The following is an 11862-nucleotide window of genomic DNA, read 5'->3' as shown; positions in this document are numbered from 1 at the left end:
CTGATGGCGCGCGCGATCGACCTGGACGCGGTCGTCAAGGGCGTCCTCGACGGGAAGCGGGCGGCCATCGCCCGCGCCGTCACCCTCGTCGAGTCCACCCGCGCCGACCACCGGGAGCTCGCCCAGCGGATGCTGGTGCAACTGCTGCCGCACGCCGGCGCGGCCCGGCGGATCGGCGTCACGGGCGTGCCCGGAGTCGGCAAGTCGACGTTCATCGACGCCCTGGGCACCATGCTCACCGCGCTCGGCCACCGGGTCGCCGTCCTCGCCGTCGACCCGTCCTCGACCCGCACGGGCGGCAGCATCCTCGGCGACAAGACGCGCATGGAGCGCCTGGCCGTCGACCCGGCCGCGTTCGTCCGCCCGTCCCCGACCGCGGGGACGCTCGGCGGCGTCGCCAAGGCGACCCGCGAGACGATCGTGGTGATGGAGGCGGCCGGTTACGACGTGGTGCTTGTGGAGACCGTCGGCGTCGGCCAGTCCGAGACGGCCGTCGCCGGCATGGTCGACACCTTCCTGATGCTCACCCTCGCCCGCACCGGCGACCAGCTCCAGGGCATCAAGAAGGGCGTCCTGGAACTCGCCGACCTCGTCGCCGTCAACAAGGCCGACGGCCCGCACGAGCGCGACGCGAAGTCCGCCGCCCGCGAACTCGCCGGCGCGCTGCGGCTGTTGCGCTCCCCCGACGCCGCCTGGAACCCGCCCGTTCTCACGTGCAGCGCCCGCGAGAACACCGGCCTGGACGCGCTGTGGGACCGCCTGGAACAACACCGCCGCGTCCTGGAGGCGACGGGCGAACTCGCCCGGCGACGCAGCGAGCAGCAGGTGGAGTGGGCGTGGGGCATGGTCCGCGACCAGCTCCTGGGCGAACTGCACGCCCACCCGGGGGTGCGCTCGGTGACCCCGGCCGTCGAACGGGCCCTGCGCGACGGCACGTTGACGGCGACGCTGGCGGCGGAGCGGATCCTGGGGGCGTTCCGGGGCGTCGCGGCCGATGACCCTGGTGTCAACGGGGAGTCCGCAGCCCGCTGATCACCATATGGATCAGCAGGTCGAAGCTCTCCTCCAGCCGTTCGGGGAGCCCGAACGCGCCCTCGGCCTCCAGCACCGCGAAGCCGTGGAGCGCGGCCCGCAGACAGCGGGTCGCGTGGACGGCCGCCGACTCCTCCATGCCGTAGGCGCGGAGCGCGGCGAACACGATCCCGAGCAGGCGATCCCCGGCCTCGGCTGTCCGGGGCTCGGGCCGCTGCACGAGTACCGCGTACCGGTGCGGGTGCCGCAGCGCCCAGTCCCGCCAGGCGAGCATCAGAGCGCGGATCGCGTCGTCCGCCGAGCGGCCGAGCACGGCCCGGCCGACCTCGTCCGTGAGGTCGTCCAGGATCCGTGCCGACATCAGGTCGCGGAGTTCGGCGAGGTTGCGGACGTGCTTGTAGAGCGACGGGGTGGCGACACCGGCCCGGCCCGCGACGGCGGACAGCGTCAGGGCGGCGGGGGAGCCCTCGTCGACGATCGCGAGGGCGATGTCGACGACGGCGTCGGGGGACAGGGCGGCCCTAGGCACGGACGCCGTCCCCGAGGCCGAGGAAGGCCAGCAGGGCGGCGGTGACGCGGTCGGGGCACTCGGCGTGCGGATAGTGCCCGGCGTCCTCGATCATCTCCAACCGGCCGAGTCCGGGCGGGAGTTCCGCCACGATCCCCTCCCCTCGGCCCGGGGGTCGGGCCAGTCCGGATCCAGGGTCCCCTGGACGATCAGCACCGGGCACCGGACGTCGGCGAGCCGGGCCCCGGCGTCGGAGGGCGCGGACACGCCCATCCGGGCGACGACGGTCATCCGTCCCGGTCTGCGCAACTCCGTTTCCAGGGCGGCGAGGCGGGCGGGCTCGACGCCGGTGGGATGGGCGTGCCGGAGGTACCGCTTCCACAACCCGACGCTGCGGAACATGCAGGCGCCCAGCAGCAGGGCGAGCCCCTTCCGGTACCGGACGTGGGAGACCAGTGCGCCCGCGTCGACCCGCTGGGCGCGGGTGAACGGCCCAATGCCCACCACGGCACGGACGAGCCCGGGTTCCTCGGCCGCGGCGATCACGCCCGCACCGGCGGCGAACGAGTGCCCCACGAGGACGGCGGGACCCCCCAACCGTCGCACCAGCGCCAAGAGGTCCCCCGCCACCTCCGTCCGCGACCACGCCTCCCACTCGGTGTCCGACTCCCCGTGTCCCCGCAGATCCGCCCGAGCGACCCGGTATCCCGCCGCGACCAACGCGTCGGCCACGTCCCGGTACGCGTGCCGGTTGTCGCCCATCCCGTGCGCGAGCAGGACGAGCGGGCCTTCGCCGGCGGTGTCGTAGGCGATCCGCCTGCCGCGGATGGTCAGGTACTCGGTCATGGTTCCCCCGTGCTTGCTTATGTTGTTAGCCGCAAAGCTAACATCCTTAGCTTTCGTTGGCAAGCGTCGGCCGTGAGTGCGGCGGAGGCGGCGAGGCCGGGTGGGCGTCGGGATAGCGTGGTGTGTCGAGAATGGGTGGAAAGTCGAAGGAAGGAAGGCCGGCCGTGGGTGACGAGGTGGTGGGGCGGGGCGAGGAGTTGGTGGAGGCGTTCAAGGCGCTGGGCAATCCGGTGCGGTTGCAGATCATGCGGTGGCTGAGGGATCCGGAACGGGAGTTCGCGGCGTACGAGCCGATCGCCGACCGGCAGGTCGTCGGTGTGTGCGTCAGTCACATCCAGGCCAAGAGCGGGCTGGCCCAGTCGACCGTTTCCTCGTACATGGCCGCTCTGGAGCGGGCGGGGCTGGTCCGGTCCACCCGGGTGGGCAAGTGGACGCACTACCGGCGGGACGAGGGGCGGTTGCGGCGGTTGGCGGAGGCGATCGGTGAGCAGATCTGAGCGGTTCACGCGCCGGTTAACCTATCGACGTATCGAGATATGGCGATACGATTCTCTCCATGGATGCGACGACACCGAGCAAGTCCGCCCTGATCGTGCACGCCCACCCCGAGCCCGGCTCCTTCAGCACGTCCCAAATGCAGGTCGCCGCCGAGGAGTTGCGGCGCTCCGGGCACTCCGTGCGGGTGGTGGACCTCTACGCCGACGGGTGGGTCCCGGTCCTCGACCGGTATGAGTTCGGGCCGGTCGACGGGCACTTCAAGCCGCAGGCCGAGCAGCGGAAGGCCGTCCGGGAGGGGACCCTGCCCGTCGAGGTGCGGGCCCATCTGGACGCGGTGCTCGACGCCGATCTGCTGGTGCTGTCGTTCCCTCTCTGGTGGTTCTCGATGCCCGCGATCCTCAAGGGCTGGATCGACCGCGTCTTCGCCATGGGGGCGGTCTTCGGCGGCGACCACGGCGTCTTCGACCGGGGCGCCCTGCGTGGCAAGCGCGCCATGGTCCTCGTGACCACCGGCGGCACGGCCGAGTCCTTCGCCCGGGGCGGGTCGTTCGGGGCGATCGACGACTTCCTGTACCACATCCGGCGCGGGATGCTGGAATTCGTCGGCTACGAGGTGCTGCCGCCCGTCGTCACCTACGGGCCGACGCGTATGTCCGACGCCGACCGCCTGACCGCGTTGGAAGCCGTCCGCGAAACCTTCGCGGCGCTCGGCGACGTCCCCGCGGCGGAACCGGCGGCCGCCTGATCCTCCCGGCAGGCGTCATCCCGTCATCCGTCACCCGCCCACGGGAACTCCCCGTAGTCCCGCAGGCGTTCCGGCCGGGACAGCGCCTCGGTGAAGGCGCGCCAGCAGGCGAGAGGGAAGATCAGGATCGCCCGGCCGGGGTTCTTGCTGTCCCGGATGAGCACCCTGTCGGCGAAACGGTCGGACGCCTCGACACACTCGCCCCGGCCGGGATCGCTGTGACTGGACCGGCGCCATACGGTGGCGCCGCGTGCGACTGCGGGCGTGCGGGTCACGGTGACTCTCCTTCGCTGACGGCCGCTGACGGCGTCGCCTCGGCGTGCACGGTTGCCAGCCTCCCCGAGGAGGCGCCCGATGGGTAGGTCGTCCGTCCGCCCATCCCACGTTCCCTCCATCGGGCATGGCAGGCTGCGAGCCGTCCCGCCGCCAACCGGAGGGAACGCCAACCGGAGGGGAACGCCCGCCAGAGGAGACCACCCACCGGGGGGAGCCCCCACGCCGTCAACAACATCGCCGTCGAGGCGACGAACAGGCGGGCACGGCGGTCGCGGGTGCGTACGTCACCGTGCCGCAAGCGCTGCCCGCCCCGCCGTTGCGGCCCATCGCCGCAGGCCGTCACCGCGACCGCTTCGAGCGCCACGAGGGGCGGTGGCGCTTCGCGGAGCGCCGGGTCCGTAACCACCTGGCCGGCGATGTGAGCCGTCATCCGAGGCAGGCCGCCGCCGCACCTTGATAGGCCGCGGACATACAGAGACGCGGAAATGACGAAGGCGAGGAGTCCGCTCCTCGCCACTCTTAACTTATAGCGCACGGGGGGCCTTGCGGCAAGGCCCCGGTCATGCCGCAGAATCTCCAGTCGAAGCCCGGAGAGCTGCGGAAACGGCGGAATCACGCCCTTCCGCGGCCGGGCGCATGGCGATCTCGTGGAAGTGGGCGTGGGGATGTTCGACGTAATCGTGGTCGGCGGCGGTCCGACCGGTCTGATGCTGGCCGGCGAGCTGCGGCTGCACGGTGTGGACGTGGTCGTGCTGGAGCGGCTGGCCGAGCCGACCAAGGAGTCCCGGGGACGCGGCCTGCACACGCGCAGCGTCGAGCTGATGGACCAGCGGGGCCTGCTGGACCGGTTCCTTGAGGTGAGTGAGAGGTTCCAGGTCGGCGGTCTCTTCGGCGGTATCGCCAAGCCGTGGCCGAAGGGGCTGGACACGGGGCATCCGTACGGCCTGTCCACCCTGCAGCCGGTGACCGAGCGGCTGCTGGAGGAGCACGCGCGGGAGCTCGGCGCCGAGATCCGGCGCGGCCACGAGGTCGTCGGCCTGGAGCAGGACGAGGACGGGGTGACCGTCGAACTGGCCCGTGGCGGCACCCCCGCCGACGAGGGCGTAGCCGGCGGGGGAACCATCCGGCTGCGCTCCCGCTACCTCGTCGGCTGCGACGGCGGCCGCAGCACGGTACGGAAGCTGCTCGGCGTCGGCTTCCCCGGTGAGCCCGCGACGGTCGAGACGATGCTGGGCGACATGGAACTGGGCGACGACCCGGATGAGGTGGCCGCCGTCGTCGAGGAAGTCCGCAAGACGCAGCTCCGGTTCGGGACGATCCCCAACGGGGACGGTACGTTCCGCGTCGTCGTGCCCGCCGCGGGCGTGTCGGAGGAGCGGACGGCGCCGCCGACCCTGGACGAGTTCAAGCAGCGGCTGCGGGAGGTCGCCGGCACCGACTTCGGCGTGCACTCGCCGCGCTGGCTCTCCCGCTTCGGCGACGCCACCCGGCAGGCCGAGCGCTACCGGTCCGGCCGGGTGCTGCTCGCCGGCGACGCCGCCCACATCCACCCGCCGACCGGCGGCCAGGGCCTCAACCTCGGTGTCCAGGACGCGTTCAACCTCGGCTGGAAGCTGGCCGCCGAGGTCGCCGGCTGGGCCCCCGACGGGCTCCTGGACAGCTACCACGCCGAACGCCACCCCGTCGGCGCCCGCGTCCTGGCCAACACCCGCGCGCAGATCACCCTGCTGGGGACCGACCCGGGCGCCGTCGCCCTGCGTGAGCTCTTCACCGAACTGATGGGCTTCGAGGAGGTCAACCGGCACGTGACCGCGATGATCACCGCGGTCGGGGTCCGCTACGACTTCGGCGAGGGTCACGACCTGCTCGGCCGCCGGCTGCGCGACATGCCCCTGAAGGAGAACGGCCGCCTCTACGAGCTGATGCGCGGCGGCCGCGGCCTCCTCCTCGACCAGACCGGCCTGCTCTCGGTGGACGGCTGGGCGGACCGGGTCGACCATGTCGTGGACGTCGCCGAGGAGTTGGACGCGCCGGCGGTGCTGTTGCGGCCGGACGGGCATGTCGCCTGGGCCGGTGACGACCAGGGGGAGCTGCTGGAGCGGTTGCCCCGGTGGTTCGGAGCTGCCGCCTGAGGCTGGTGCCGCTCTCTGGGGTGAGGGATACGGGCTGAGGCGAGCGATGCGAGCCGAGGTGAACGGATCCCTCTGAGGCGGGCGGTTCTGTCTGGAACGGGCCGCCCCAACCGGTACCGGTTCGTGGCCGATCCGTGCTGTTGACAGGGCGGGCGACCGGGCACTCACGTGACGTGTACGTGTCACGCTAGGAGCTCGGAGCCCGTCATGATCCACGGTGTCGACGTCAGCAGCTACCAGAGCGAGAACTACCCCGTCGCAGGACAGGACTTCGCCTTCGTCAAGGTCACCGAAGGCATGTCCTACACCAACCCCAAGTGGGTGGCGCAGCGGGACCGGGCCCGGGCTTCCGGGCTGGTGGTCGGGTACTACCACTACGTCACGCCGGGATCCATGTCCGCGCAGGCGGACCGCTTCCTGGGCAAGATAGCGCTGAGAGCGGGGGACGTCCTCGCTCTCGACTGGGAGGAGGACGGCGTCTCCTGCGCCGACAAGGACCGCTGGCTCGCCCGGGTGGGCGCGCGGGCGCCGGGGCACCGGGTCGTCCTCTACTGCAACCGGGACTTCTGGTTCCACCGGGACACCACCAGCCGCGCCGGGGACGGGCTCTGGATCGCCGACCCCGACCACGCCGCGGGCCGGCCGGGCGTGCAGTTCCCGTGGACGTTCCACCAGTACGGCACGTCCGGCGGGATCGACCGCAACGTCGCCCGGTTCGCGGACCGGGCGGAGCTGCGGGCCTGGGCGCGCCGGGAGGCGCGGGCGGCCACCTGATCCACGGCTTCCGGCGCGGCTTCCGGAGCGACTTCGAGGTCAGGCCACGATCCGGTCCAGCGCGCGGCGGAGGGCGTCCGGGCGCTCGTCCGCCGGCCGGTGCTCGACGAGCCGCACCGCGCAGCCGATCGCCGCCGCGCCGCCGTCGGCCGCCGCGCTGTCCCCGACCATCAGGACGTCCTCGGGCCGCCGCCCGATCGCCCGGCAGGCGGTACGGAAGAGGCGGGCGTCCGGCTTCTGCACACCGTGCTCGTACGAGAGCGCGTACGCGTCCACATACGCGTGCAGCCCGTGCGCGCGGAACACCGGCCGCGGGTCCCAGCCGATGTTGCTCACGACGGCGACCGGTATGCCGCGCTCCCGCAGTGAGGCGAGGACGCCGGGCGCGTCGGGGTACGGCAGCCACGCGTCGGGTTCCATGTGGCGCGCGTACAGCGCCTCGTACAACCCCTTGTCCGGGAGCGGGACTTCACGGGCCAGGCCCAGGTAGGCGGCGCGGTGTTCGGCGGCGGAGCGGTCGCGGAGTGCCCACGCGTCCGCCAGGTGCGCGGGAACGGCCGCCGGTGGCGGGCCGCCCGGCTGGGCGCCGGCCGCGGCCAAGGCGGCGGCGAGGCGGGTGAGTTCCCCGTCGGGCAGGGGCAGGCCGCGGCGGCCGGCGGCGTGGCGGAGCCAGGCGGTGGGGGACTCGATGCGGAAGAGGGTTCCGGAGAAGTCGAAGAGCACACCCGTCATGGTCATGGCGGCAGCCTGCCAGGCGGTTTGGGGGGCTCGGATGCCCGGGTCCAGGGCCCCCGGTCGGGAGCCCCCGGTTCGGGGCCCCGTTCAGGAACCCCCGGTCCGGGAACCCCCGGCTCCGGTTTCGGCCCAGCTCCGGCCTCGGCCCGGCTCCGGCCGCGACCCGGCCCCGGCCCCCGCCCCCGCCCCGAGCCCGCGTCGCAAGCCCCTCGCCCAAGCCGATCCCCGCCCGTCACCCGTCCGGACGATGCCTCCTGCGGGCTACCGGGGCGGATGGGACGCTGGGTTCGGTTCCATCGCCCAGATGGAGGGAACGCGCGCCGTGAGGACGACCAGCCCCGGGGACATATCCGATCGCGGCCGTACGCGGCGCCGCCGGCCCGCCTGGCCGTTGGCCGCGGTGACCGCCGTCGCGCTCGCCGCGGCGGGCTGTTCGGCCGACGGCTCCGGTCCGGCGGGGGCCGCGGGCGCCGGGGACCCCCGGCCGAGGTCCGGCTCGACGGGCACACCTACCGGGTGCCGCAGCCCCTGCCCCCGGCCCCGCCCGGCACCCCGATCGCGGCCACCCGGCACGGGCCCGACCCCCGGACCGGGGCGGCCGAGCGGTGGACCGTCCTCCACCACTCCACCGACGCCCACGGCAAGGACATCGCCGTCAGCGGCACCCTCCTCGTCCCCCGGGCGCTCCGCCGCCGGGCGGCCGGCCCGTCCTCGCCTGGGCGCACGGCACCACCGGCATCGCGGACGCGTGCGCGCCGTCGCAGGCGGCGGACCTCGGGTTCCCCGTGTACGCCCAGGAGGCGGGCGCCTTCCTGCGGGCCGGTTACGCGGTGGTGGCCACGGACTACCCGGGGCTCGGCACCCCCGGCCCGCACACGTACCTGGTCGGGCCGGACGAGGGCAACGCGGTCGTCGACAGCGTCACCGCCGCGCGCCGGCTGCTCCCGGACCTCGCGCCGACGTGGTTCGCCGTCGGGCACTCCCAGGGCGGGCAGGCCGCGCTCTTCGCCGCTCGCGCCGCCGGACGGGCGCCCGGGACCCGGTTCGGGGGCGCGGTCGCCGTCGCGCCGGCGAGCCACCTCGACGCGATGCTGCCCGGCGTCATCGCCGCCCACCAGCCGGGCAGTCTGGCGTTCGCCCTCTACTCGCTGGCCGGACTGAGCGCGACCGATCCCGGCGTCGACCTGGCCCGGCTGCTCGGCCCGTCCGCCACCCGGACCGCGCGCCAGGTCTTCGAGGAGTGCCTGATCGCCCCGCACCCCGCTCTCGCCCGGACCACCACCGAGCAGGCGCTGCCGCTCGACCACACCCAACTGGCCTTCGTGGGCGACAAGATGGCGGCCTACGGCAATCCGGACCGGGCGGCCGTCCACGCCCCCGTCCTGATCGTCCAGGGCGCCGCCGACCAGGACGTGCCCGCCGCGTGGACGGCCCAAGTCGCCCGGAATCTCCGTGCGCTCGGGTCGCCTTCGGTCACCGAGCGGACGTACGCGGGCGCCGGCCACGACGACGTGCTGGGGCGATCGTTCTGCGACGTGCTCGCGTTCCTCGGCGCGCACGGCGGGACGTCGGCGAAGGGCTGCCCGTCGTTCCGCCCGGAGCACGGCTGACGGCTGATCAGTCTCCGCTGTCCTCCGCGCCCTTGACCAGCCGCTCGAAGACGGTCTGGTACTCCTTGGGCGTCGGGGTGGCGTACGCCTCGTCCGGGGCGCCGTAGGCGTGGAAGGCGTCCTCGGTGGGGCAGTGCGGACGGGCCGGGGTGATCTCCCCGGAGGCCACGACGTGCCCGTCGCGGACCGCACGGAGCTCCAGCGAGTAGGGGCCGGTTTGCAGGTGAACGGTGCGGCCCCCGTAGGAGCAGGTCAGCCCGGAGTCGTAGTGGCTGTCCTTGTCCACTCCGGTGCAGCCGACGAACCGGACGCGGCGGGCGTCCCGCTGCCTCCAGCCGAGCCGCGGGCCGTCGGGGCGGGAGCTCATGTCGATGCGGTCCCGCCCGGGGTTCCCTCCGTTCTGGCTGTGGTAGAGCCAGACGGACGTGGGGTCGACGGCCGACGGGCCGGTGGTCTTCGGGAAGTACTTCGGCGGCAGCTCGCAGAGCCCGATCAGGCTGCTGTCCGCGGTGAGCGGGGTGTCCTGTTCCTGCGGCGTCTCGTAGTGGGAGATCACCATCGCCGCGACGGCCACCATGGGCCCGAGCGTCAGGACCGCGACCGACGCGCACCCGAGGGTCGCGCCGACGGGCGACTGCCAGATCCTCCAGTCACCGATTCCCATGCGGCGCGCCCCCCTGCTCCGGACCGCACGGCGCGGCCGACCTCCCTAATGATCACGCATCGCCGGGCCCGGCCACTCCGCCACCCGTCGTCCCACCCGTCCCGCGTGTTCCTCCAGCGCGCCGGCCGGGTCGGCGGTGAAGAGGTGGAGGGCGGTGGCCGCGGTGATGATGACGTCGCAGAGTTCCGCGATCACGTCCGATCGGTCGTGGGTGACGCCCTTCCGCGGGTTCCGGCCCGTCATGCCGATGTATGCCTGATGCACCTCGCCCACCTCCTCGCTCAGCTTGAGCAGCCGCAGCGCGGTCTCGTGCGCGCCCGTGCCGTTGGCGGCGTCCAGGGCGGCGGCGGAGCGGCGGGCCGTGGCCCAGAGGGCGGATTCGCTGTCGGGGGGCGGATGTCACGGGTGAACCTCTCTCAGCCGGAAGCGGCGGGCTGCTCACCGGCGCGAGCCGGTGTCCTCGTCGACGAGATCCTGCCGCATCAGCTCCTGCAACGCCGACAACGCCTCGTTGTAGGCCGACTTGCCGTCCACGTACGCCGAATCGGCCTCGCCCGCGCCCTCGATGACGCGGTCCCGGAAGTCGCGGAGACGGCGGAACGCCTCGTCGGACGCCCGGACGACGTCCGCCGGGGCGGTGATGGCCATCTGGTACCGCAGCCGGATGCAGGGCGCGAACGCCTCCCGGGCGGTGGTGAACCGGTCCGCCGGATCCATGGCCGTGTTCCGGGCCAGCACCGCCCCCGCGGACCGCGCCTCCGCCAGACCCGCCAGGTACTCGGCGTACAGCGCGCGCCGCACCGCCGCGTCGCGCTCCCCGCGCTCGCGCCGCCAGCGCCGGCGCTCCAGCAGGGCACCCGAGGCGGTGGCGATGATCGCGCCCAGGGCCGTGCCGACAAGACTCGTCCATTCCATTGGCGGAACGTTAGTGCGACTCGTCGGCGCGTGACTCGCCGTCCCACTCCTGCCGCAGGGAACGCGGCGATATCGCAGGTCATGGGCTGGGACGTCCTATGAACACCCGGTTTCCCGGGCGTCCCCGGCGGAACGCGGGTACTGATCCCCGGGGCCTTCGGGACCCCTGGGGTACCGGCCGGTTCTCCCACGCGGAGAACCGGCCGGGCCGTTCCCCGCGCGTACGCCCTACCCCAGCTCCAGGCTCGTCACCGCGAACGCCCGCTCCGCCGGCGTCGCCGGGACCGGGCCCGCGTACATCCGGACGGAGTGCCAGTCCGTGGTCAGGCCGCGGCCCTCGGCGAGGGCCGCGGCCGCCGTGTTCGGTTCGGGCATGTCGAGGCAGACCTCCTCGTCGGGGCCGAGGTGCGCGGTGAGGGCGTCGAAGAGGGCCTCGGCGTCCTCGCGGGTGTCGGCGAAGAGGGGGCCGATGCGGTGGCCGTCCTCGGAGGGGCGGATCAGGCCGTAGCCGGTGACGCGCCCGTCGCGCAGCAGCACCCGGGCGGCGCGGCCGGGGCCGTCGAGCCAGCGGGCGAGGAAGGCGCGGCGCTCGACGGGGAAGAAGCCCCGGTCGTAGGCGGCGACGGGGTCGAGGCGGTCCGGGGTGACGGGGTGGACGCCGGCCGCCGTGGTGCCACTCCTGGCCGGGCGGCCGGTCCAGCGCAGGGTGCGGTAGGCGGGGACGAACCCGGAGCGCTTGTACGTCTCCTCCTGCTCCGGCACCGCGTCGAGGCCCACCGTCCGGGTGCCCGCGTGCGGGAAGGCCGCGCGCCAGGTGGCCAGGCCGAGGCCGCGGCCGCGCTGTTCCGGGGCGACGAGGTAGAAGCCCAGGAAGGCGTAGTCCGGACCGTGGTTGACGACCGATATGGCGGTGACGATCCGTCCGTCGAGCCGGCCGGTGAAGAAGCCCTCCGGGTCGGTGGGGAGGAAGCGGTCGGCGTCGCCGTGGCCGGGGTTCCACCCCTCCTCGGTGGCCCACGCCACGACCTGCCGCCAGTCCTCGGCCGAGGCGGTGGTGACGGTGAGGTCGGCTGCGTCGATGGGGTGCATGGTGCTGGAGTTCCTTCCGGTGTGTACGTCGGGTGGTG

Annotated in this window: 13 protein-coding genes and 1 pseudogene; 6 read left to right on the top strand and 8 right to left on the bottom strand. The window is 73.6% G+C overall.

The features are described 5' to 3' along the window. The first annotated feature begins 3 nt into the window (after positions 1-3). Complete coding sequence (gene meaB, locus ACQEVS_RS04115; protein ID WP_433015338.1) at positions 4-1032, top strand: methylmalonyl Co-A mutase-associated GTPase MeaB; 1029 nt, start codon at positions 4-6, stop codon at positions 1030-1032. On the opposite strand, the gene ACQEVS_RS04110 is transcribed toward meaB, so the two are convergent. Together ACQEVS_RS04110 and ACQEVS_RS04105 are read right to left on the bottom strand one after the other, a co-directional pair. Continuing rightward, on the bottom strand, positions 1007-1561 hold the full coding sequence (locus tag ACQEVS_RS04110; protein WP_433015335.1) for a TetR/AcrR family transcriptional regulator: 555 nt from the start codon (positions 1559-1561) through the stop codon (positions 1007-1009). The genes meaB and ACQEVS_RS04110 overlap by 26 nt on opposite strands. After that, positions 1554-2386, bottom strand: a pseudogene (locus ACQEVS_RS04105) (alpha/beta fold hydrolase). The gene ACQEVS_RS04110 and the pseudogene ACQEVS_RS04105 overlap by 8 nt, the downstream one beginning before the upstream one ends. Positions 2387-2550: 164 nt before the next feature. Here ACQEVS_RS04105 and ACQEVS_RS04100 point away from each other — a divergent pair. Both ACQEVS_RS04100 and ACQEVS_RS04095 read left to right on the top strand, forming a co-directional pair. Beyond that, positions 2551-2883: an ArsR/SmtB family transcription factor gene (locus ACQEVS_RS04100; protein WP_433015332.1), complete on the top strand. Its 333-nt coding sequence runs from the start codon at positions 2551-2553 to the stop codon at positions 2881-2883. Positions 2884-2942: 59 nt separating this feature from the next. Next, positions 2943-3629, top strand: coding sequence for an NAD(P)H-dependent oxidoreductase (locus ACQEVS_RS04095; protein WP_433015329.1), 687 nt, complete (start codon positions 2943-2945; stop codon positions 3627-3629). A gap of 23 nt (positions 3630-3652) precedes the next feature. Here the strand turns inward: ACQEVS_RS04095 and ACQEVS_RS04090 are convergent, their stop codons facing one another. Beyond that, positions 3653-3904 carry a DUF397 domain-containing protein gene (locus tag ACQEVS_RS04090; protein ID WP_433015326.1) on the bottom strand — a complete coding sequence of 84 codons (252 nt, stop codon included), beginning with the start codon at positions 3902-3904 and terminating at the stop codon, positions 3653-3655. A gap of 666 nt (positions 3905-4570) precedes the next feature. Between ACQEVS_RS04090 and rox the strand changes: the two genes are divergently transcribed. After that, positions 4571-6037: a rifampin monooxygenase gene (gene rox, locus ACQEVS_RS04085; protein ID WP_433015323.1), complete on the top strand. Its 1467-nt coding sequence runs from the start codon at positions 4571-4573 to the stop codon at positions 6035-6037. Positions 6038-6244: 207 nt separating this feature from the next. Next, entirely contained in the window at positions 6245-6811 is a 567-nt protein-coding gene (locus tag ACQEVS_RS04080; protein ID WP_433015320.1) for a glycoside hydrolase family 25 protein, read from the top strand. Positions 6812-6850: 39 nt separating this feature from the next. On the opposite strand, the gene ACQEVS_RS04075 is transcribed toward ACQEVS_RS04080, so the two are convergent. Then, positions 6851-7543, bottom strand: coding sequence for an HAD family hydrolase (locus tag ACQEVS_RS04075; protein WP_433027246.1), 693 nt, complete (start codon positions 7541-7543; stop codon positions 6851-6853). A 788-nt stretch (positions 7544-8331) separates the two neighbouring features. On the opposite strand from ACQEVS_RS04075, the gene ACQEVS_RS04070 reads away from it, so the two are divergent. Continuing rightward, positions 8332-9156 (top strand): alpha/beta fold hydrolase, encoded by an 825-nt coding sequence (locus ACQEVS_RS04070; protein ID WP_433015317.1) that lies wholly within the window; start codon positions 8332-8334, stop codon positions 9154-9156. 7 nt (positions 9157-9163) lie between these two features. Here ACQEVS_RS04070 and ACQEVS_RS04065 read toward each other — a convergent pair whose 3' ends face one another. The 4 genes from ACQEVS_RS04065 to ACQEVS_RS04050 form a co-directional block, all read right to left on the bottom strand. Beyond that, entirely contained in the window at positions 9164-9820 is a 657-nt protein-coding gene (locus ACQEVS_RS04065; RefSeq protein WP_433015314.1) for a hypothetical protein, read from the bottom strand. 45 nt (positions 9821-9865) lie between these two features. Beyond that, on the bottom strand, positions 9866-10084 hold the full coding sequence (locus ACQEVS_RS04060; protein WP_433015311.1) for a MazG-like family protein: 219 nt from the start codon (positions 10082-10084) through the stop codon (positions 9866-9868). A gap of 174 nt (positions 10085-10258) precedes the next feature. After that, the gene (locus tag ACQEVS_RS04055; protein ID WP_433015308.1) at positions 10259-10735 is read right to left on the bottom strand and encodes a hypothetical protein; all 477 of its coding nucleotides are present in this window, start codon (positions 10733-10735) and stop codon (positions 10259-10261) included. Between the two features lie 228 nt (positions 10736-10963). Beyond that, positions 10964-11824, bottom strand: coding sequence for a GNAT family N-acetyltransferase (locus ACQEVS_RS04050; protein WP_433015305.1), 861 nt, complete (start codon positions 11822-11824; stop codon positions 10964-10966). Between the last annotated feature and the right edge of the window lie 38 nt (positions 11825-11862).

Source organism: Streptomyces sp. CA-181903 (assembly GCF_050937075.1).
GTDB lineage: Bacteria > Actinomycetota > Actinomycetes > Streptomycetales > Streptomycetaceae > Streptomyces.
This window is presented reverse-complemented; position numbering and strand designations above follow the sequence as displayed.